We start from the raw sequence: 21515 nt of genomic DNA, 5'->3' as shown, positions 1-21515 counted from the left end.
GTGAGCCATACAATAGGAGCGCAGCGCTCAACGTCAGGTAGGAGACCTCGAGAATGACGGATCACGACCCCTTCGGCTTCATCGGACTCACCTACGATGACGTGCTGCTCCTTCCCGGGCACACCGACGTCATCCCGAGCGAGGCGGATACCTCGTCGCAGCTCACGAAGCGGATCCGCGTGAAGATTCCGCTGCTGTCGGCCGCGATGGACACCGTCACCGAGAGCCGCATGGCGATCGCTCTCGCCCGCCAGGGCGGCATCGGCATTCTGCATCGCAACATGTCGATCGACGACCAGGCGGCCGCGGTGAACCGCGTCAAGCGCAGCGATTCGGGCATGGTCACCGACCCGATCACGACGACGCCCGACGAGACGCTCGCCGACGTCGACGCCAAGTGCGCCGAGTTCCGGATCTCCGGCCTGCCCGTCGTGGACGGCGACGGCAAGCTCGTCGGCATCGTCACGAACCGCGACATGCGCTTCGTCTCGGCCGAGGACAAGAAGACCGCGCTCGTCAAGGACGCGATGACGACGGAGAACCTCGTCACCGGCTACCCCGGCATCCCGAGCGAGGAAGTCGTCGAGCTGTTCCGCGAGCACCGCGTCGAGAAGCTGCCGCTCGTCGACGACGAGGGCGCTCTCGTCGGCCTCATCACCATCAAGGACTTCGACAAGCGCGAGCAGTACCCGCTGTCGACGAAGGACGACCAGGGCCGGCTGCGCGTGGGCGCTGCGATCGGTTTCTTCGGCGAGGCATGGAGCCGAGCCGAGGCGCTGCGCGACGCGGGCGTCGACGTGATCGTCGTCGACACGGCGAACGGGCAGGCCCAGGGCGTCATCGACATGATCGAGCGACTGAAGGCGGACGAAACGTTCGCGCACGTCGACGTCATCGGCGGACAGGTCGCCACGCGAGAGGGCGCGCAGGCGCTCATCGACGCGGGCGCCGACGCGATCAAGGTCGGTGTCGGACCCGGTTCGATCTGCACGACGCGAATCGTCGCTGGTGTCGGTGTTCCCCAGATCACCGCCATTTACGAGTCGTCGCTCGCGTGCCGTGCGGCAGGAGTTCCGCTCATCGCCGACGGTGGCCTGCAGTACTCGGGCGACATCGCGAAGGCACTCGTGGCGGGTGCCGATACCGTCATGCTCGGATCCCTGTTGGCGGGGACGAGGGAATCGCCCGGCGAGCTGGTGTTTTCCAACGGCAAGCAGTTCAAGCAGTACCGCGGCATGGGCTCGCTCGGCGCGATGCAGACCCGCGGCAAGAAGACGTCGTACTCGAAGGATCGCTACGCCCAGGCCGACGTGCCGAACGACGACAAGCTGATCCCCGAGGGCATCGAGGGCCAGGTGCCGTACCGCGGGCCGGTCGAGGCCGTCGCCTATCAGCTCACGGGTGGTCTGCGTCAGTCGATGTACTACACCGGCGCGCGCACGATCGACGAGCTCAAGAGCAAGGGCAAGTTCGTGCGCATCACCCCGGCGGGGCTCAAAGAATCGCACCCGCACGACGTGCAGTTCGTCGTCGAAGCTCCGAATTACACGCGCTGACGTAGGGTGATCCGGTGAGCATGGAGATCGAGCTCGGTCGCGGTAAGCGCGGCAGGCGAGCCTATACGTTCGATGATGTCGCGATCGTGCCGACGAGGCGCACGCGCAACCCGGCCGACGTTTCGACGTCGTGGACGATCGACGCATTCACGTTCGAGACGCCGATTCTCGGCGCGCCGATGGACTCGGTGGTGAGCCCGGAGACGGCGATCGCTCTCGGGCGCATGGGCGTGCTCGGGGTTCTCGACCTCGAGGGCCTGTGGACGCGGTATGAGGATCCGGCGCCGATTCTCGCCGAGATCGCCTCGCTTCCCGCGGAGTCGGCGACGCAGCGCATGCAGGCGCTGTACGCCGAGCCGATCAAGCCCGAGCTGATTACGCAGCGCATTGCGGAGATCCGCGATGCGGGCGTCGTGGCAGCGGGCGCGCTGTCGCCGCAGCGCACCGCCGAGCACTACGAGACGGTGGTGAACGCGGGCGTCGACCTGTTCGTGATCCGCGGCACGACGGTGTCGGCCGAGCACGTCTCCAGCGACGGCGAGTCGCTGAACCTCAAGCAGTTCATCTACGACCTCGACGTTCCGGTCATCGTCGGAGGTGTGGGCACGCACAAGGCGGCCCTGCACCTCATGCGCACCGGCGCGGCGGGCGTGCTCGTGGGCTTCGGCGGGGGAGCCGCGTCGACGACGCGCTCCGCGCTCGGGATCCACACGCCCATGGCGACCGCGGTCGCCGACGTCTCAGCCGCGCGCCGCGACTACATGGATGAGTCGGGCGGGCGCTACGTGCACGTGATCGCCGACGGCGGCATGGGCACCTCGGGCGACATCGTCAAGGCGATCGCGATGGGCGCGGACGCCGTCATGCTCGGCGTCTCGCTCGCTCGCGCGACCGACGCCCCGGGCGGCGGGTTCCACTGGGGCCAGGAGGCGCACCACGCGACTCTGCCGCGCGGACGACGCGTGGCGGTGGATCAGGCGGCGACCCTCGAAGAGGTGCTGTTCGGCCCGGCCACGACGGCCGATGGCACGACGAACCTGCTGGGCGCACTGCGCAAGTCGATGGCGACGACGGGATACTCCGACATCAAGGAGTTCCAGCGCGTCGACGTCGTCGTCTCACCGTACGAATGAGCTCGCGCGCGCCGCTCGACGAGCTCGAGGAGTTTCCGCCGACGCTGCGCGAGGTGATGCTGCGCGGTCGTTGGATCGGCATGCTCGCGCTGTGCCTGATCGTGGCCGGCGTGTTCGCGTGGCTGCTGCAGTGGCAGCTCGCACGCGCGCTCGCCCCGGACCTCATCCCCGAGGGGGCGACCGAGGAAGTGCGCCCGATCACCGAGATCGTTGAGCCGGGCGACTACCTCGACGGACAGCTCGTCGGCCAGCGCGTCGACGTGACCGGAACCTGGGATCCCGAAGACTTCCTGCTCGTCACGCAGCGGCTGAACGACGGCACCGAGGGCGTGTGGGTGACCGGCCGGCTCGAGGCCGAGGGCGTCTCGCTCGCGGCCGCCATCGGGTGGGCGCCCGACGTCGAATCCGCCGAGCGCGCCGCGGCTGAGCTCGCCGACGCGGCGACGGACGAACCCGTCGAGCTGCGGGGACGCCTCGTGTCGGATGAGGGCCCGATCCTCGCGCCCGGCGACGATCCGTACGAGATGACGCGCATGTCGCCCGCCGCGCTGCTCGGTCAGTGGGGCGAGACCGACGGGTCCGTGTACCGGCCGTTCGTCGCGCTCGAGGACGAGACCGCCGGGATCACGGACGCGGGGCTCGAGATGATCGTCGCCGATGCGCCCGTCGAGGACGAGACGGTCAACTGGCTCAACCTCTTCTACGCGGTCGAGTGGGCCGTGTTCGCGGGCTTCTCGTTCTACCTCTGGTACCGCCTCGCGAAGGACGCCTGGGAGCGCGAGCTCGAGATCTTCGCCGGCATCGATCCCGATGAGGACGACGAAGACGACGAGTAGCGCCCGGGTCAGGCGCCAGGTCCGCCCCGGCGTCGTCCGGGCTCGATCTGCTGCCGGCTCAGAGTGGATTCGTGCTCGACGAGTGCGGCCGGGTGCATGATGACCTGGCGTCCGAGGGGCGCGGAATCGCCGTCGAGCCGAGCCATCATGAGCTCGACGACAGAATCTGCCCGGGCCGCGTTGTTCGGATCGACCGTGGTCAGTCGCGGGGTCGAATGTGCGGCGGCAGCGATGTTGTCGAAGCCGACGACCTGCACGTCGTCGGGAACGCGCAGCCCGGCGTCTGCCAGAGCCCGCAGCGCACCGAGCGCGGCCGCATCGGTGACGGCGAACACCGCATCGAAGCGATGATCGCGCGCGAGGAGGCTCCGGAGCCCGTCGCACCCCGCCGCCTGCGTGAAGCCGGACGGAAGGATCAGCGCCGGATCCGGGTCGATCCCCGCCGCAGAGAGCGCCTCGAGGTGACCGCGGGTGCGCAGCCCGGGCATGGACTCCTCTTCGGCCGCCGCGCCGCCGAGAACGACGATTCTGCGGGCTCCGCGCTGCAGCAGATGCTCCGTCGCCCGGCGCGCTCCGCCGACGTTGTCCATCAGGAGATGGTCGAATCTGTTCGCCAGGGCGCGCTCACCCACGAGCACGATCGGCTTTGCGGCCTCGATCCGGTCGAGATGCTCGGCATCGCCCGCTGCCAGGGCGAGCACGAAGCCGTCGTAGGCATCGAGATGGGATGACGCGAGGGCGCTGATCTCCGCGCTCACGATGCCCCCGGTGTGCTCGGCGACGAGCCGGATGCCGCGATCCGCGAAGCGCACCATCAGCGCCTCCGCGAAGGCCCCGTAGTACTCCGAGTCGAACGACGGCAGGGCGAGCCCGACGGTTCCGGTGCGGCCGCGCCGCAGCGAGCGCGCCGACTGATTCATCCGGTAGTCGAGCGCGCTGATGGACGCGACGACGCGTTCCCGCGTCGCGTCGCTCACTCGGGAGGCGCGCCCGTTCAGCACGTTCGAGACCGTCTGATGCGACACCCCGGCGTGGGTCGCCACGTCCTGCATCCTCACCCGCGGACCGCTGCTCCCCACCATCCCCTCATCTTCGCACCGTCGTGCGCCGGCGGGCCGCGCGTCCGCGGCGCAGACCTTGCGGTTCGCTGATTGTTCCCGGTAACATCCAGGAACACGTGGAAGTTGATCGATCAACCTGACGCATCGCGCGGCGTTGATCGGGCTCCGTCCGCATCGGCGCAGAGTGTCGCCGACCGATATCGATCAAGGAGGATCTGTGTCCGTTCAACTGTTCCCGAGGGTGGGGCTGCGAAGGATGACCGCGTTCGTCGCCGCGGCAGCACTGCTCGTCGGCTTGGGCGTCAGCACGACCGCGCCGACGGCGCAGGCCGCCGAGGCGTGGGAGCCCGAATCGTCGTACACGACGACTGACAACGGCGACGGCACCTACTCGGTGCCGCTCCTGAACGCCGATGTGCCCGATGTCAGTGTGGAACGCGTGCCCGCGTCCGAGAACGACGAAGGGCGCGACGTCTACTACATGATCAGCACCACCATGCAGCTCAGCCCGGGCGCACCGATCATGAAGTCGTACGACCTCGTCAACTGGGAGATCGTGAACTACGTGTACAACCGCCTGAGCGCGGGGGATGAGTTCTCGCTGCGAAACGGGGAGAGCTCGTACGGGCGCGGGCAGTGGGCATCGTCGCTGCGCTACCACGACGGCACCTACTACGTGCTGGTCAACTCCCTGAACCTGGGCGGCGCGTTCGTGTATCGCACTGACGACATCGAGAACGGCGCATGGACCCGTACGTCGCTCGGGCGCAGCCTGCACGATCCTTCGCTCTTCTTCGACGAGGCGAACGGCGGCACGCCCTATGTGTTCTACGGCGGTGTCAGCGCGGCCCGCCTCGATGACGATCTGACCACGATCGAGGAGGACTTCCCCGACGTCATCCGCCGCAGCGACTATGAGGACGAGTCGCATGTGGGCAGCGACGGCCTGTTCGAAGGTGCGCAGGTGTTCTACATCGACGGCCAGTACTACGTCGCCATGATCACCTGGCCGAGCAGCGGGCGCCAGGTGGCGCTGTTCCGGTCCGACGAGCTGCTGGGCCGTCTCGCCGAGGATCCCGCTCCGTACGAGTCGCGCGGAGTGCTGAACTCGAACGGCTTCGCACAGGGGAGCCTCGTGCCCGTCGCCGACGATGCCGGCGGCGACGACTGGTACGGATTCTTCTTCCGCGACACGTTCCCGCTGGGGCGCATCCCGGCGCTGGTCCCGGCGGTCTGGGAAGACGGCTGGCCGACCTTCGGCGATGCCGGCGAGGTTCCCGTCGACGGAAGCTTCGCCAAACCCATCGAGCTGTCGCCTGCGCAGGAGCGCTTCGAACGGCAGAAGAGCATCGTCGCCTCGGACGACTTCGACAACGACGCGGAGCACCGCGCGTACCAGGATGAGGAGTGGGACGCGGCGGAGGCCGGGGCCGATCCGGATGAGCTGGCGGACAACGGCTCTGACCTCGATCCGGCCTGGCAGTGGAACCATGCACCGGACAACCGGTACTGGTCGCTGACCGACCGCGACGGATGGCTGCGCCTCACCACGGGCAGCGTCATCACCGACGAGTATGTGCACCAATCGGGCGATGAGCTGACACGCCTCGAAGAGGCGCGCAACACGCTCTCGCAGCGCACGTTCGGCCCGCGCCAGTCGGTCGAGACGAAGCTCGATGTGTCTGGGATGAACGACGGCGACGTCGCCGGACTCGCCGCCTACAACCGGGACTTCTCGTATGTCGGCGTCACGCGCACGGCCGGGGAGTACCGCGTCGGCGTCGTGCACCGCGGCCAGCCGTTCTCCGCGTCCATCGACCAGGCTGAGGTCGAGTCCTTCCTCCCGGGGCAGTCGGCTGACCTCGGTGACGCGACAGAGGTGCACCTCAAGGCCGACCTCGACTTCGCATCCTCGCCCGGTGATCTGTACACGACGTTCTCCTACAGCCTCGACGGCCGTGCGTGGCAGCAGCTCGGCGACGCCGTCGGGCCGCTGCACCTCGACGGAGGTCTGACGCACTTCATGGGCCACCGCGTCGGTCTGTTCGACTATGCGACGCAGACCGCGGGCGGTCACGTCGATGTCGATCACTTCCTGCTCAGCGATACGCTCAGCTCCGACGGAGAGCCGCTCGACGCGAGCGAGCTCGAGGCCGCGATCGCCTATGCGGAGTCGCTCGACGAAGCCGACCACCCGGCCGAGGCCTGGTCCGACATGCAGGGTGCGCTCGCGAAGGCGCAGGCAGCGGTATCCGCCGGCTTCGGCACGCAGAACCAGATCGACGCGCCGGAGCGCGCGCTCAGCTACCAGCTCGCGCGCCTCGGAACGCTCGCGGAATCCGAATCGGTGCCCGAGGTATCGCTGCAGGCCGACACGCGCTGTGCCGCGGGCCAGGTCGTCATCGCGGTGCGCGCGGTCAATGAGTCCGACGTTCCCGTGTCGCTCGATCTCACCACGGAGTCCGGACGCGAAGCGTCGCGCGAGATCGCACCCGGGGAGGGCACGTCCGTCGCGTTCAGCACCCGCGGCGCGGCGGTCGCCGACGGCAGCGTGACGGCGTCGCTCTCGGCAACGGTCGACGGCGCCCCGGTCTCCTGGCAGGCGGACGCTGAGTACGGCGCGCGCAGCTGCTCCTGACCTGCGCAGGCGGGCCGCGTGATTCGGGCCCGCCTGCTCGGACGCCCCGCTCGGCGGCCGCCGAGCGGGGCACACATGCCACAGCACATCGATCAAGGAGGATTCGTGGTTCACCGACAGCACGACAAGAGCAGGCGGACGCCCAGATGGGCGGTCGTCGGGCTGACGACGACGGCGCTCGCCGCCGCATCGCTCACCGCGACCGCGGCATCGCACGCCGACGACTCAGCAGAACTTCCGAGTACGGCCGACGCGTCTGCGGCCGCCGCATCGCCGTCGAAGACGATCGAGATCGCGGGCAAGAAGCCGGGCGAGCACAACCCGCTGCTGGGACACAAGTTCGGCGCCGATGGCTTCGGCTTCGTCGACAACGGGCGCGTGTACATGTACATGACCAACGACACCCAGGGCTACGCGCCCGACCCGGACACCGGGGTGTCTCCGCAGATCGACTACGGCCAGATCACCGAGATCACGGTCATCTCCTCGATCGACATGGTGAACTGGACCGATCACGGCGAGATCCCCGTCGCCGGGGAGGACGGGGTCGCTCCGTTCACGAACAACTCGTGGGCACCGGGCATGGCCAAGAAGGTCATCGACGGGAAGGAGAAGTACTTGCTCTACTACGCCAACGGCGGCGGCTCCTCCAACGTACTCACGGGGGATTCGCCCGTGGGCCCGTGGACGAGCGAGCGCACGGATACGCTGATCGACGACCGCACCCCCGGAACGGAGGGCGTCGCGTGGAGGTTCGACCCGGCGCCGTTCGTCGACGACGACGGCCAGGCGTACCTCTACTTCGGCGGCGGTCCGGCGTCGACCGACATGCCCGCCGAGGAGCGGTTCAACAACCCGAAGAACATCCGGGCGATCAAGCTCGGCGACGACATGGTCTCCACCGAGGGATCAGCCGTCGTCGTCGACACGCCCGTCTCGTTCGAGGCGGCCCAGGTGTTCAAGCGCGGCGACTACTACTACCTGTCCTACTCGTCGCACTTCGGAGGTGACGACTTCGGCGGTGCGCAGGAGACGTTCCCCGGCTATCCGGGCGGCGGCGAGATCGGCTACCTGATGTCGGAGGACCCGATGTCGTGGCCGAAGGAGACCTACGCGGGTGTGATGTTCCCCAACCAGTCGCAGTTCTTCGGCGCGGGCACCGGGGGCAACAACCACCAATCGGGTTTCGAGTACGAGGGCAAGTACTACTTCTCGTACCACGCGCCGACGCTGAACAAGGCTGTCAACGGAGACGCGACGCAGGGCTACCGCAGCCCGCATCTGCAGGAGCTCAGCTTCAACGAAGACGGCACTGTGCAGCAGGTCGTCGGCGACTACGAGGGCGTGGAGCAGGTGCGCGACTTCGACCCGTACCGCTTGTTCGAGGCAGAGACGCTCGGATGGACCAAGGGCGTCGCCACGACGGCGGTCGAGGGCGGATCCGCGGAGTTCGGCGAGTCGGCTCCCAACCTCGTCGTGACGGACATCGACGACGGCGACTGGACAGGACTGTCCTCCGTGGCCTTCGGCGACGACGGCGCGGCATCTGTGACGGCGAGAGTGAAGCCGGCGCAGGCGGGCGGGTCGATCGACGTGCGCCTCGACGCGCCGGACGGACCCGTCGTCGGAACGATCGACGTCGACGGAGCTGCGGGTGACTGGCAGGACGTGACCGCACAGCTCGACGGTGCCGTCGGCACGCACGACGTGTACTTCTCGTTCACGGGCCCGGAGGGGGACCTCTTCGAGATCGACACGTTCGAGTTCCACGCCGCAGACGACGCCGATCCGACGCTGACGCTGTCCGTCGAGGCGTCCCCGCGCTGCGTCGCGGGCAAGACGGTGCTCGTCGCGCAGGCGACGAACGAGGCCGACGTCGCGGCCGATGTGACGGTCGCTTCGCCGTTCGGCACGAAGACGTTCGAGGGGCTGGAGCCGGGAGCGACGACGTCGCACGCGTTCAGCACGCGGTCGTCCGACGTGCCGGCGGGCGAGATCACGGCTGAAGGAACGGCAGCCGTCGATGGATCGGTGAGAACGGGGACGGCGAGCGCTCCGTACGACGCCGCGGACTGCGGCTGATCCGCACGTCGGCCCGCCAGGTGGATCCCCCTGGCGGGCCGACGCCGTCGCGCGTCGTTCGTGCGCGCCGACGGTCATCGCGTGACGACGACCTCGTCGTCACGCCCTCCCGCGCCCCTGGCGCGCCGCACCGCGGTCACCGCCATGTACGCGGCCATGACGCCGCCGAACGTGAGGAAAGCGGCGGGCAGCGACCCGGCCGCGAGCGCGCCGAACGCTCCCGTGGCGACGGGCATCAGCCCGTCATCGCCGAGTCGCTGGATCGAGGAGACACGTCCGATCCGATCCGACGCGATCGTGCGCATGAACAGCGCGCTGAGCAGGGTGGACGCCGCGCCTGCGGTCACCCCGATGACCGCGCAGGACATGAATGCTGCGGGCGCAGCCTCGACGGCGAAGGACGCGACCGCGAGGCCCTGCACAACCAGCAGCAGGAAGCCGGTGAGCGCCGGTCGCGGCGGCCTGATGCGCACGAAGACCAGGGCGCCCAGCATCGCCCCGACGCCGAAGACGGCCTCGAGCGCGCCGAGGGTCGCAGACGTGGCGCCGAGGTGGTCGACGAGCATTGCGAGCCCGATGCTCATCGCGGGCGAGACGCAGAGGTTGAGGCCGAGCAGCGACAGCACGAGGCCGCGGGCGAGATCGTCGCGCCGCAGATACGCGAAGCCGTCGCCGATCGCGCGCATCATCGGAATCCGGTCTGCGGGCTTTCTCGGGAAGCGCGCCCGCAGCAGGAACGCGAGGTACAGCAGCACCGCGGTGTAGGTGGCGGCGTTGTCGACGGCCGCCGCGGCGAGGCCGCCCGCCGCGACGAGGATCCCGCCCAGCGCCGAACCGGCCAGTGCGCCGAGGCGGGACGACGTCTGGCTGAGACCGGCGAGCGCCGCGAAGTCGTCGGGCCTCACCAGCTGGCGCGTGAGCGAGGCGCTCGACGGCTCGAAGAGCGCATCGCACATGCCGAACGCGATCGCGACGGCGAACAGCAGCGCGATGCTCTCGCCGATCAGCGCGATCGCGATGATCGCGCTGATGAGGATCCCGATGCGGGCGATGGTCGTGCCGAGCATCAGACGACGCGGATCCACGCGGTCGGCGAGCACGCCGCCGACGAGCAGCGTGATGGCGCGGGGGACGGTGCTCGCCGTGACGACGAGGCCCGCAACGGCGGGGGAAGCGGTCGTCACCGCCGTCCACGCGACGGCCAGCGTCCACGCGGCGTCTCCGGCATCGGACAGGGCCTTGAGGCCGATCCATCCGTGGATGATGCGGTCACGGGCGAAGGGAGGCGCGGTGCTCATGACGGCTGAGGGAACGCATGGGTGAAGACGCGCACGGCCTCGCGCTCCTGCCCGTCGTCGGCATCGATCGACCGCCTCCATTCGAGAACGGTCGCCGCCAGTGCCTCGCTCAGCCTCCTCAGCTCGTCGGGGGTGGCGCGGTCGACGGCGTCGGAGCTGAATGCGGCCTGCCGCCACTCGGGCGACGCACGGGGAGCGCGGCGCTTCCACTCGGCGAGGCGCGCTGCCTGGTACTGGAAGTTCGCGCGCTCGAGGTCGCGTGCGAGCGCAACGTCGGATCCGTCGTCGGCGAAGTCGTCGACCGACCAGGCGAACGATCTCGGCACCGAGCGCCACCAGCTCGTGCGTCCGTCGGTGCGCAGGTCGTCGGCGCGCTCGACGAATCCCTCCGATTCGAGCATGCGCAGATGGTGGCTGACGCTGCCCACCTGCATATCGAGGGCGGAGGCGATGTCTCCGACGCGCGAGGCGCCGCGAGCGGTGAGCACATCGAGGATGCGGCGCCGATCGGGATGGTAGAGGACCCTGAGGGTGCGGGTGGTGACCATTCCCCGAAACTAGGCGCGGCAGCAGATATCGACAAGCTGTCTTGTATAAATCGGCCGGCCGCCGCTCGTCCCCTCCGGCGCACCTACACTCGGATCATGGTCAGTCCCTCTTCTCGCATCGCTTCCACCGGCCGCTTCCGGGCCGGGGCCCGTGTCGTGGTGCGTCCGCAGAGCGGCCGATCATGAACCGGGTGCTGAGCGCGTTCCTCGGCCTGTTCGCCGCACCGCGGGTGAACATGCACGAGGACTACCCGAAGGTGCGCCGTCTGCAGAGACAGCTGGCCGCCCGGCCGGTGCCGCGCTATCGCATGCTCGACCGTGAGATAGTGTCGGAGGACGGCAGCCACCAGATCCCCCTGCGGTTCTTCCAGCCGCGCGAGCAGCGGCGCGACGAGGTCCTCCTCTTCTTCCATGGGGGAGGGTGGGTGACGGGCGACATCGAGAGCTATACGCCGGCGTGCGCCGCGATGGCCGACCTCACCGGATGCGTCGTGGCGTCGGTCGACTACCGCCTCGCGCCGGAGCACCCGTTCCCCGCGGGTCTCGACGACTGCCTGCGGGTGGCGCGCATCGTGCTGGAGGAGCCGCAGCGGGTGGGCATCGAGCGCCCGGCGCAGGTCATCCTCGTGGGCGACTCCGCGGGCGGCAGCCTCGCTGCGGTCGTCTCGCTGCTGTTGCACGCCGAGGGGCACGAGCTGCCCGACAAGCAGATCCTGCTGTATCCCGTGACCCACTGGGACCACGATCCGCAGACCTCTCCCTATGCATCGGTGCGCGATCACGGACAGGGGTACCGGCTCACGCACACCGAGGTGCAGGACTACATGGATCTCTATGTGCCCGATCCCGCACGCCGGCAGGATATGCGCGTCGCCCCGATCCTGGCCGAGGACCTGACGGGGCAGCCGGCGACGCTGCTCATCACCGCGGAGCTCGACCTGCTCTGCGACGAGGGCGAAGCGTACGGGCGGGCGCTGGCGGAGGCGGGCACTCCCGTGAGGATGCACCGCGTGGACGGCGCGATCCACGGGTTCATCACGCTTCCCCGCTTCTCGCGCGCGCTCCGCGAAGCGTACGAGGTGATCAACGCCTTCCTCGACGCTCCCGCCGCGCCGGGCGGACTGTCGGTCGAAGACGCCATGGATGAGACGCATTCGGCGATCCGCGAGGAGGCTTCCGAGGAGGATCTCGCGTGACCCGGCGCACGTGGGCGCGTCTCGACAACGCCTCGAACATGTTCCTCGCGGCGCGCAGCGACGCGGATCCCAAGGTGTTCCGCATGACGGCCGAGATGGATCACGAGGTCGATCGGGAGCTGCTGCAGACGGCGCTGGACGCGACGTTCGACCGGTATCCGCTCTACCGCGCCGTGCTGCGACGTGGCGTGTTCTGGTACTACCTGCAGGACAGCGACCTGCGGCCCGAGGTCGTCGACGAGACCCAGCACACCTGCGCGGCGATCTACCAGGCCGACGTGCGCACCCTGCTGTTCCGGGTCGTGCTCCACCGCCGCCGCATCAACCTCGAGGTGTTCCACGCGCTCTCCGACGGCACGGGCGCCCTGTGGTTCCTGACCGATCTCGTGACCGCCTACGTGCGCCTGCGCTTCCCCGACGAGCCGCCGCCCGATCGGGATCCCGAACGCCGCGGCGCGCGCATCGACGGCGGGCCGGAGAGCGTGGGGGCGAACTCGGATGGCAGTGCTTCCGACCCCAGGCACGAGCTCGAGGCCGACAGCTTCACGCGCTACTTCCGCACGAAGGATCTGAGCGAGCCCGCGGGGCGGGGCAGTGCGGAGCGCTCGCGCGGCCTCAGCCGCGTCGTGGGGGCCTCGACCGAGAAGACGTACACGGTGAAGGGGACCCGCACGCCCGACAACCGCACGCGCGCGGTGGAGCTGACGATGCCCGCGGCCGATGTGCTCGCCCTCGCTCGCGCCGAGGGCGTGTCGCTCACGATGTACCTCACGGCCCTGTTCTTCGCCTCGCTGCGAGCCGCTCAGGAGGAACCGGGCGACAGCAGCACGCTCGCCGTCTCGGTGCCGGTCAACCTGCGGCAGTACTTCCCCTCGACGTCGGCGCGCAACTTCTTCACGACCGTGCGCCTGGAGCACACCTATGGGCAGGGCGACGACGGCCTCGGCGCCGTCTGCCGCAACCTCGACGCGCAGTTCCGCCCGCAGACGGCGCCGGACGCTCTGGCAGTGCGAGTGCGCCGGTTCATCCGATTCGAGCGGATGATCGCGCTGCGCATCGTGCCGCGCCCGCTCAAAGACGTGTTCCTGGGGCTGATCAATCGCGCGAGCAACCGAGGTCTCACCGTGGCGGTCTCCAACCTCGGCAACATCCGGCTGCCGCAGCCCGCCGGCGCGCACGTGACGCGCATGCTGTTCCACGTCTCCGCGGTGCGCCCTCAGTTCTGCGTCGTCTCGCACGCGGGGGCGCTCACGATCAGCTTCACCTCTCCGTTCTCGGAGACCGAACACATCCGCGAGTTCGCCCGGCGTCTGAGTGCGGAGGGGATCGATGTGACGGTTGCCGCGGCCCGGGTGACCGAAGACGAGCTGACGGCCGCTCGGTCGCAGCACGATGAGGAGACGCCATGAGGCGATGCGAGGCATGCGCCGTCGGGATCGAGGGAACGTGGGAGCGCTGCCCGCTCTGCGGCGCATCCACGGCGGGCGCGAGCGTGCCGGATCCGCTGCCCGCCGTGCCGCTCGACTTCTCGCGCCGAAGGGTGCTGCGGATCCTGTTCTTCGCGTCGCTCGGCGTGATCCTCGTGTCGCTCGCGGCGCAGCTGCTGTTCAACCGCGGCGACGCCGGCGTGGGCGTGCTCCGGTCGATCTGGCTGGGTGTCGTCGCCCTGTGGCTCGTCGTGATCATGGCGGTGCGCAAGCGGCGCAACGTCGCCAAGGGAACGGCATACCTCGTGATCCTGCTGGGCGGCGTGAGCGCGTACTGGGACTATCTCACGGGTTGGCACGGCTGGGCGCTCAGCTATGCGGTGCCCGCCACGTGCGCGTGCTCGATCGTTGCCGTGCTCATCACCGTGCGCGTCATGCGCACCGAGGTGGGGGAGCACATCGTCTACAGCTGGATGACCGCGGTGCTCGGGCTCGTGCCGGTCGTGTTCCTCGCCCTCGGATGGGTCCGGCAGCCCGCCGTCTCGGTCGTCTGCGGGGTGCTGAGCCTCGTCGCCCTCGCGATGCAGCTCGCGAGCCTCCGCGAGACCCGGCACGAACTCGCCAAGCGCCTGCATCTCTGACGCTGGGGTCGGCAGGAGCGCGGCGGCACTGCTATTCGCGCGGAAGCTCCCCGCGAATGCCGTCGATCGGATCCGTGATGTCGGCGACCGTCGCGTCGTAGGCCGCGAGCAGCGCATCCGCGTCGACGTAGAGCGCGTGGCCGTGCGCGCCCGCGCCCATCGACACGCGCTTGCCGCGGATCCGCTCGTCGGCGTAGACCGGCCAGGCGGTCGTGGATCCGAGCGGCACGATCGTGCCGCGCTCGTAACCGGTCGCCGCGAGCGCGAGATCCGCCGCGGGCAGGCGCAGCTTGTTCGCGCCGACGGCGGCGCGCAGCTTGCCCCAACTGATGGCGCGGTCTCCGGGAACCAGCGCGAAGTAGTACTGATCGCCCTTGCCCTTCACGACGAGCGTCTTGACGATGTCGGCGGGCGTGATCCCGCGCAGGGCGGCCGCCTCCTCGAGCGATTCGGCACGGGGCGATTCGCGGATCTCGATGTCGAGTCCGCGCGCTCGGGCCGCGTCTCGAACACGAGCGGTGGGGTCGGTCGCACTCATCCTCGGATTCTATCCGCGTCGTGGTCAGCGCCGAATTTCAGCCGCGCGGTAACCCCAGGTGATCTCGCAGAGTCGTTCCGCTGTATTCATGGCGGAACACCCCGCGGCGGCGAAGTTCGGGGACCACGTAGTCGACGAAGATTTCGGCGCCGGAGGGGAAAGCATCGGGCATGATGTTGAACCCGTCGCCGGTACCGGACCGAAACCACGTCTCCAACGTGTCGGCAATCTGCTCCGGCGTGCCGACCGCGAGACGATGCCCGCTGCGAATGCGTTTCGTCAGTTGGCGCGGTGTGAGATTCTCTCGGCGGGCGAGGTTCAGCTGCGCTTCGAGGAAGCCGTGACTCGATCGAACGGCATCGCTCGGTGCGGGGAAGGACTCCCATGGCAATGGTTTGTCGATGTCGAGCTCGCGGACGTCGACTCCGAGGCGTTGTGAGATCTGTGCGAACTCCTGATCGAAGGATAGGTGGCTGTCGAGGTCGTCCCAGCGTCGCTGCGCCTCCTCCTCGGTCGATCCGATCACAGTGGAGAGTCCAGGCAGGATCTTGAGATGATCGGGGTCTCGTCCGAACGCGGTGGCGCGCCTCTTCATGTCCTCGGCGAAGAGGATCGCGTCTTCGAGGGTGGTCTGGGCCGTGAAGATCGCGTCGGCATGTCTGGCGCCAAGATTGCGCCCGCCTTCGGAAGCGCCTGCCTGCAGGACCACCGGACGTCCCTGCGGCGTGCGGGGGAGGGTGCCAGCGCCTTCGACCGTGAAGAATTCCCCGACGTGCTCGATGGGTGCTACGGCGTTGTCAGCGCGATCGACGAGGCCGTTCTCGCCAAGGTGCGTCGCTACGGGTGACCAGCTGCGCCAGAGCTTGTCGACGACGCTGATGAACTCGTTGGCGCGGCGATAGCGGTCCGAGTGGAAAGCGGCGCCGTCCTGGCCGAAGTTGCGCGCGGCGGCGTCCCCCGCTGTGGTCACCGCGTTCCAGCCCGCTCGTCCGCCGCTGATGTGATCGAGCGACGCGATGCGCCGTGCCAAATTGTACGGATGGTTATATGAGGTCGATGCGGTTGCGACGACACCGATTCTCTCCGTGGCCGCCGCGACGGCCGTGAGCAGCACGATCGGATCCAGTTTCCCGGCCGACGCGGCCCCCGCCTGGAACGCGGGCCCATCGGCGAGGAAAACGCCGTCGATCGCACCGCGCTCGGAGATCTTCGCGATGTTCACGAAGTAGTCGACGTCGGTCGTCGCGGTCGGCGGAACCTCCTTCAGATGCGCGGCGGCGGCATGTCCGCCGAGGCCGAGAATATTCATGCCAATGCTCATATGGCGGGGCTGATGGGTCATGATGAGGCTCCGATTCGCGAGGCTCTAGCAGTTTCGATGTGGGGGATCGCGTCGAGCAGCGTGCGCGTGTAAGGCGCGGACGGGCAGGTGAAGACGTGCTCGACGTCGCCCGATTCAACGATGGACCCGTCCTTCATGACGAGCACGCGGTCGGCGACATGATGGATGACCCCCAGGTCGTGTGAGATGAAAAGAAGTGCGACGCCCGCAGCGTCCTGCACATCGCCGAGCAGGTCGAGAATCTGCGCCTGCACGGATACGTCGAGGGCCGATACGGCCTCGTCGGCGATGATCACGGCCGGGTCGAGCGCGAGCGCCCGGGCGATGGCGACGCGCTGGCGCTGTCCTCCCGACAGCTCCAGCGGGCGACGATCGATTGTCGCTGGCAGCAACCGCACGAGGTCGAGCAGCTCGAAGGAACGAGTCATGCGCGAGCCACGCGGCACTCGGGCAACACGGAGTGCTTCATCCAGCACTTTGCGCACTGTGTAACGCGGATCGAACGAACCGAGCGGATCCTGATGCACTGCCTGCACACCTCGACGCAATTCGCGCTGGTGACGCCGTGACAGCGTCGCCACCTCGACGCCGCCGAGGAACACCGATCCGCTCGAAGGAAGCTCGGCGCCGAGGATCAAACGCGCCGCGGTGGTCTTACCGGACCCGGACTCGCCCACAATGCCGAGCGTCTCACCGCGGTGCACTGCAAAGCTCATATCCTTCAGAACGACTCGTTCCCGGCCGTCTGGGCCGCGGTAGGTCTTCGATAATCCCAAGGCCTCAATGAGCGGTGCCCCGGCCGAGGCGCGCGATTCGAGAGCGCTCGTCGCGCGGGAAGAGGTGCGGCCGGCCGGCGACGTGTCGGAAAGGCGCGAGCCGCGCGTCGCCTCGGAGGGGATCGCCGCCAGCAGCTGCTTGGTATAATCGTGTTTCGGATCGAACAGCACCTGTTCCGCGTCGCCCTGCTCGACGATCACGCCAGCTTTCATCACCGCAATACGATCGGCGATGCGGCTGACGACCGAGAGATCGTGGCTGATCATGAGCATCGCGCCGGAGGTCCGTTTCAGCGTCTCGAGCAGGCGAAGGATCTGCGCCGCTATCGTCGCATCGAGCGCCGTCGTCGGCTCATCGGCGATGAGGATCCTAGGGCCAGCGGCGATTGCCGACGCGATCAGAGCGCGTTGGCGCAAACCTCCCGATAACTCGAACGGGCGTTGCCGCGCACGGAGCTCCGGCTCAGGAACACCGACGTCGCGAAGCAGTTCGATAACGCGCGCGTCGCGTTCGCGTGAGCTGAGATCCGTGTGCAGGCGCAGAGGCTCTGCCACTTCCGCGCCGACGTGTCGAAGCGAGTCGAGGGACGCGAGTGCGTCCTGCAGCACGAAGCCGAGTCGAGACCCCCGGATGTCTCGCCATTGGCTCTCAGTGTTACGGAGCACGTCGGCGCCTTCGATCTCGAGTCGATCAGCCTCGACGAGAGAGTTGTCGCCAGCGAGCCCGACCAGAGATCGCGAAGTGACGGATTTACCCGATCCGGACTCGCCGACGAGTGCAAGGCACTCACCTGAGTGCACTGCGAACTCAACGTCGGATACGACGCGGCGGTAACCACCCGAGTCCCGGAATGAGACATTGAGTCCAGAGACGTCGATAACGGGTGCGGACATCACCGGATCCGACCTTCCAAATGGCGCTTTAGTGCAACGGATACGACGCTCACCGCGAGCACCGTGAGGGTGATGGCCAGGGCCGGCCAGAGGACCAGGAACGGGTCGTTCGCTAAAAAATTGCGGCCCGATGAGATCATCGCTCCCCACTCCGCGGACGGCGGCTGCGCCCCGAGCCCGAGAAAGCTGAGACCAGCACCCGCCCCGATTGCGCCGCCGACGCGCAGTGCGACGACAGGAACGAGCGGTCGAAAGGCATTCGGCAGCACGTGGTGCCATGCGACGAACGTCCAAGACACGCCCATCGTGCGTGCCGACTCGATGTACGGTGCGACCTTCACCTGGTGCGTCTGGGCACGAATGATGCGCGCATAACCCGGAATGCTTGCGACCCCCACGGCAAGGAGCACGTTCATCGTGCCGCCGCCGGCGAGCGAGATGACGATGAGTGCGAGCAGGATGTCGGGAATGGCGACGAGGCAATCAACGGCGCGCATGATGACTCCGTCGAGGAGGCGGGGTCCGAGCCCGGCGATGACACCGAGCACGCAGCCGCCGACTACACCCACGAGGGTCGCTCCGAACCCGATCGAGAGTGACGCTCCGGCGCCGTGGATCAGACGACTGAGCACGTCGCGCCCCGCATCGTCGGTACCGAGAGGATGTGCGAGACTCGGCGGCGCGAGAACGGCGCCGAGATCGACGGCGAGGGGATCGTGCGGTGCGACGAACCCGGGCGCTGCCCAGCACACAGCGAGCAGGGCGAGGAAGATGACGGATGCGACGAGCGTCGCGCGCGCACGCAGAGTGCGCTTGACGGGTGCAGGTGTTGCGTCGAGGATAGCGGCGGTCATGCGGTAGTCAATCTCGGATCGAGGAACGAATAGACGACGTCGACGACGACGTTGATCACGGTGAAGGCGAGTGCCGCGAGCAGCACGACGCCCATGACGAGAGGCATGTCTTGTTTCTGCACAGCCTCTAAGGCGATTCGGCCGATGCCCTGACGGCTGAACACCGTCTCGACGAGTACTGCGCCGCCGAGGAGGTTCGCAACGATGAACCCCGTCATGGTCGCGACCGGGATGAGGGCGTGTCGCAATGCATGACGCAGTTTGACCGCGGCGAGGCCCATCCCGCGAGTGCGTGCCGTGACGATGAACGGCTGCTCGAGGACTTCGTCGAGTTCGGCGCGCAGGACCTGGGTGAGCGACGCGGCGATCGGCAGCGCGAGCGTCAGCGCGGGAAGGATGAGCCGCGAGAGCCCCTGCGTGCCCGACGACGGAAAGACCGGGATGATCGCAGCGAACAAGAAGAGCAGGATGATGCCGAGCACGAAGCCAGGGATACTCGCCAGAACAAGCGAGGTCGTAGAGGTCACTCCCTGCACGAGCCTTCCGCGACCGCTGGTCAGAAGCGAGATGACGATCGCGAGGACGACCGCGACGATCGCGGAGGTGAACGCTAATACGGCGGTGGGTCCTATCTGCAGGCCGATCGCATCGACCACCGGCATCCGCTGTTGGTAGCTCGTGCCGAGGTCTCCCCTCAGCAGTCGTCCGATGTACAGCAGGTACTGCACCGCGATCGGGTCGTCGAATCCCCACTCTGCGCGCACCTGCGCGAGCACCTCCGGGGTCGGTTGCGCCTCGGCGCCTCCGAGCAGCGTGATAGCGGGATCGCCTTTGGGGACATGCAAGGCGAAGAACGTGAGCGTCGCAGCGCCCCACAGCACGAACGTCCCGCTCGCGACTCGCGTGAGCAGTGCCTTCAGGATCCTCGATGTGGCGGATGGCCGCTTCGTGATGAGGTCTGCGACCGCACTCATTGGTCGAGCCACGCGATCGTGAACAGCGGCACACCGTGAGAAGAATCGGCGAGCGCGTCGTGCACGTTCTCTCGCACAGCCCACGGAGTGTAGAAGTCGTACAGCGGAATCGCCGGGACGAGCTCTGCGAGGCGCTCCTGGGCGTGGGCGTACAGCTGCGCGAGCTCGGTCGTATCGGTCGTCTGGCGCGCCTTCAGCAGAGCCTGATCGAGATCCTCGTCGGTGATGCGCGAGGTGTTCTGACCGATGCGCGCATCGTCGGTGATCTCGTCAGAGCTGTACACGACATAGAGCGCGTCAGGGGTGTTCGTATGCCATACCCCGGTTGTGACGTCGAAATCGCCAGCGCGCACGCGTTCCGAGGTCTCAGCCTGCGGCAACTGGATCAGTTCGACTTCGATTCCGAGGTCTTTGAACTGCGACTGGATGAGATCATTCAACGCGGTCGCCGTTGCGGAATCGACGATCGGGAATTCCGCGTGCAGGCGCTCGCCGTTCTTCGTTCGATAACCGTCAGCGTCGCGTTCGGACCAGCCGGCGTCATCGAGCAGTTCAGCGGCATGCTCAGGGTCGTGCACCCATTCGGACTCGGCGTCGGCGTTGTAGTACTGGGTCGTCGGCGATAGGTATGCGTGGCGCACGTCGTACTCTCCGAAGCCGACAGCACCGACGATGCCCTCGACATCGATGCCCTCAGCCACAGCGCGGCGAACGTCTACGTCATCGAATGGAGCACGTGATGTGTTCAGCGTGATGCGTTGCGGGTTCCCGAGCCGTGAGATGTTGAAATAATCGATCGATTCGTCCGCTTTGACCGAGGCGGCGTTCTGCGGCGCAACGTTGTCCGTGCCATCGAACTCTCCGCTCGCAAGCGATGTGAAGCGCACCGAAGGCTCAGCGACGAAGCTGATCTCGATGCGATCGATGTACGCCGCGCCATCATGGTTCAGGTAGTCCGCGGACCAGTCATAGTCTTCGCGTCGATCGAATGTCACGCCCTCGCCGGGAGTATATGCATCGACGACGAACGGGCCGGATCCGATGGGATCGAGGCAGGTCTCATCGGGGCTCTCGGCGATCTGCTCCGGCGAGAGCAGTCCGAGCCAGCTCTGTGCAAGCACGTTGAGGAACGGGCTGTACGAGTACTCAAGCGAAACCTCGAGTGTGAGATCGTCGATGATCTCCGTCGACGCGATCGGGTCGATGTACGCGGCGGCGAGCGGAGACTTCGTCGCGGGATCTCTCATGTGGTCGAAGTTCGCGACTACCGCCGCCGCGTTGAGGGGCGCGCCGTCGCTGAACGTCACGCCTTCTCGAAGATGGAATGTGTAGACGGTGCCATCGTCCGACACGTCCCACGATTCGGCGAGCCAGGGCGATGGGTCACCGTTCTCGTCGAGGCTCACGAGATTGTCGTACACGATGCGGCCGAGCATCTGGAGCGCGGCGCTGGAGACCTGGTGCCCGTCCAAGCACAGCGGGTCCTGTGAGCTGGAGAGGGTGAGCGTGCCGCCTTGCGCGGCCTGCGAAGTGTCGGTCGGAGGCGCCACAGCGCTCGAGGTCGTGTCGCGATCGTCGGCCGGACCGGCGCCGGAGGCGCATGCTGCGAGCATGCCCATCATCGACGCCGCGGCGACTGAGCCGAGCAGGATGCGTGTGATGGGGCGGCGTGACATGGCGGTCCTTCCGACGGCGGAGACGGCGTGTGCCGTGGGTCGACG

The 21515-nt window shown here is 67.9% G+C and carries 17 protein-coding genes; 8 read left to right on the top strand and 9 right to left on the bottom strand.

Going from position 1 to position 21515, the window contains the following annotated elements; all coding sequences use genetic code 11:
• Positions 1 to 53 precede the first annotated feature (53 nt).
• From guaB to G510_RS0103035, 3 genes are read left to right on the top strand one after another with little or no spacing between them, the layout of a single operon-like run.
• Positions 54 to 1556, top strand: coding sequence for an IMP dehydrogenase (gene guaB, locus G510_RS0103045; protein ID WP_029152402.1), 1503 nt, complete (start codon positions 54 to 56; stop codon positions 1554 to 1556).
• 20 nt (positions 1557 to 1576) lie between these two features.
• Entirely contained in the window at positions 1577 to 2689 is a 1113-nt protein-coding gene (locus tag G510_RS0103040; protein ID WP_029152401.1) for a GuaB3 family IMP dehydrogenase-related protein, read from the top strand.
• Positions 2686 to 3525 (top strand): SURF1 family cytochrome oxidase biogenesis protein, encoded by an 840-nt coding sequence (locus G510_RS0103035; protein ID WP_029152400.1) that lies wholly within the window; start codon positions 2686 to 2688, stop codon positions 3523 to 3525. The genes G510_RS0103040 and G510_RS0103035 overlap by 4 nt, the downstream gene beginning before the upstream one ends.
• A gap of 8 nt (positions 3526 to 3533) precedes the next feature.
• On the opposite strand, the gene G510_RS15205 is transcribed toward G510_RS0103035, so the two are convergent.
• Positions 3534 to 4568 (bottom strand): LacI family DNA-binding transcriptional regulator, encoded by a 1035-nt coding sequence (locus G510_RS15205; RefSeq protein ID WP_051216246.1) that lies wholly within the window; start codon positions 4566 to 4568, stop codon positions 3534 to 3536.
• 274 nt (positions 4569 to 4842) lie between these two features.
• Here G510_RS15205 and G510_RS0103025 point away from each other — a divergent pair, with 274 nt between their 5' ends.
• A complete protein-coding gene (locus G510_RS0103025; protein WP_029152399.1) occupies positions 4843 to 7224 on the top strand; it encodes a glycoside hydrolase family 43 protein in 2382 nt (793 codons plus the stop codon).
• A 105-nt stretch (positions 7225 to 7329) separates the two neighbouring features.
• The gene (locus tag G510_RS15200) at positions 7330 to 9306 is read left to right on the top strand and encodes a glycoside hydrolase family 43 protein (protein ID WP_051216244.1); all 1977 of its coding nucleotides are present in this window, start codon (positions 7330 to 7332) and stop codon (positions 9304 to 9306) included.
• Between the two features lie 74 nt (positions 9307 to 9380).
• On the opposite strand, the gene G510_RS15195 is transcribed toward G510_RS15200, so the two are convergent.
• Together G510_RS15195 and G510_RS0103010 are read right to left on the bottom strand one after the other, a co-directional pair.
• A complete protein-coding gene (locus G510_RS15195; RefSeq protein WP_084644170.1) occupies positions 9381 to 10604 on the bottom strand; it encodes an MFS transporter in 1224 nt (407 codons plus the stop codon).
• Positions 10601 to 11152, bottom strand: a complete 552-nt coding sequence (locus tag G510_RS0103010) for an ArsR family transcriptional regulator (protein ID WP_029152398.1) — start codon at positions 11150 to 11152, stop codon at positions 10601 to 10603. The genes G510_RS15195 and G510_RS0103010 overlap by 4 nt, the downstream gene beginning before the upstream one ends.
• A 182-nt stretch (positions 11153 to 11334) precedes the next feature.
• Here G510_RS0103010 and G510_RS15190 point away from each other — a divergent pair, with 182 nt between their 5' ends.
• The 3 genes from G510_RS15190 to G510_RS0102995 are packed head-to-tail and all read left to right on the top strand — an operon-like array spanning position 11335 to position 14416.
• Positions 11335 to 12348, top strand: coding sequence for an alpha/beta hydrolase (locus G510_RS15190; RefSeq protein WP_084644169.1), 1014 nt, complete (start codon positions 11335 to 11337; stop codon positions 12346 to 12348).
• Entirely contained in the window at positions 12345 to 13757 is a 1413-nt protein-coding gene (locus G510_RS0103000; RefSeq protein WP_029152397.1) for a hypothetical protein, read from the top strand. Before G510_RS15190 ends, G510_RS0103000 begins: the two co-directional genes overlap by 4 nt.
• Entirely contained in the window at positions 13754 to 14416 is a 663-nt protein-coding gene (locus G510_RS0102995; protein WP_029152396.1) for a DUF6320 domain-containing protein, read from the top strand. The genes G510_RS0103000 and G510_RS0102995 overlap by 4 nt, the downstream gene beginning before the upstream one ends.
• Positions 14417 to 14447: 31 nt before the next feature.
• Here G510_RS0102995 and G510_RS0102990 read toward each other — a convergent pair whose 3' ends face one another.
• The 6 genes from G510_RS0102990 to G510_RS0102965 are packed head-to-tail and all read right to left on the bottom strand — an operon-like array spanning position 14448 to position 21470.
• A complete protein-coding gene (locus G510_RS0102990; RefSeq protein ID WP_029152395.1) occupies positions 14448 to 14954 on the bottom strand; it encodes an aminoacyl-tRNA deacylase in 507 nt (168 codons plus the stop codon).
• A 37-nt stretch (positions 14955 to 14991) separates the two neighbouring features.
• The gene (locus tag G510_RS0102985) at positions 14992 to 16263 is read right to left on the bottom strand and encodes an NtaA/DmoA family FMN-dependent monooxygenase (RefSeq protein WP_211219142.1); all 1272 of its coding nucleotides are present in this window, start codon (positions 16261 to 16263) and stop codon (positions 14992 to 14994) included.
• Between the two features lie 29 nt (positions 16264 to 16292).
• Complete coding sequence (locus G510_RS0102980) at positions 16293 to 17966, bottom strand: dipeptide ABC transporter ATP-binding protein (RefSeq protein WP_029152393.1); 1674 nt, start codon at positions 17964 to 17966, stop codon at positions 16293 to 16295.
• Positions 17966 to 18820, bottom strand: a complete 855-nt coding sequence (locus G510_RS0102975) for an ABC transporter permease (RefSeq protein WP_029152392.1) — start codon at positions 18818 to 18820, stop codon at positions 17966 to 17968. The genes G510_RS0102980 and G510_RS0102975 overlap by 1 nt, the downstream gene beginning before the upstream one ends.
• Positions 18817 to 19794 carry an ABC transporter permease gene (locus tag G510_RS0102970; RefSeq protein WP_051216242.1) on the bottom strand — a complete coding sequence of 326 codons (978 nt, stop codon included), beginning with the start codon at positions 19792 to 19794 and terminating at the stop codon, positions 18817 to 18819. The genes G510_RS0102975 and G510_RS0102970 overlap by 4 nt, the downstream gene beginning before the upstream one ends.
• Positions 19791 to 21470 carry an ABC transporter substrate-binding protein gene (locus G510_RS0102965; RefSeq protein WP_051216240.1) on the bottom strand — a complete coding sequence of 560 codons (1680 nt, stop codon included), beginning with the start codon at positions 21468 to 21470 and terminating at the stop codon, positions 19791 to 19793. The genes G510_RS0102970 and G510_RS0102965 overlap by 4 nt, the downstream gene beginning before the upstream one ends.
• Positions 21471 to 21515 lie beyond the last annotated feature (45 nt).

The sequence above is a fragment of the Microbacterium gubbeenense DSM 15944 genome, assembly GCF_000422745.1.
GTDB classification, from domain to species: Bacteria; Actinomycetota; Actinomycetes; order Actinomycetales; family Microbacteriaceae; genus Microbacterium; species Microbacterium gubbeenense.
This window is presented reverse-complemented; position numbering and strand designations above follow the sequence as displayed.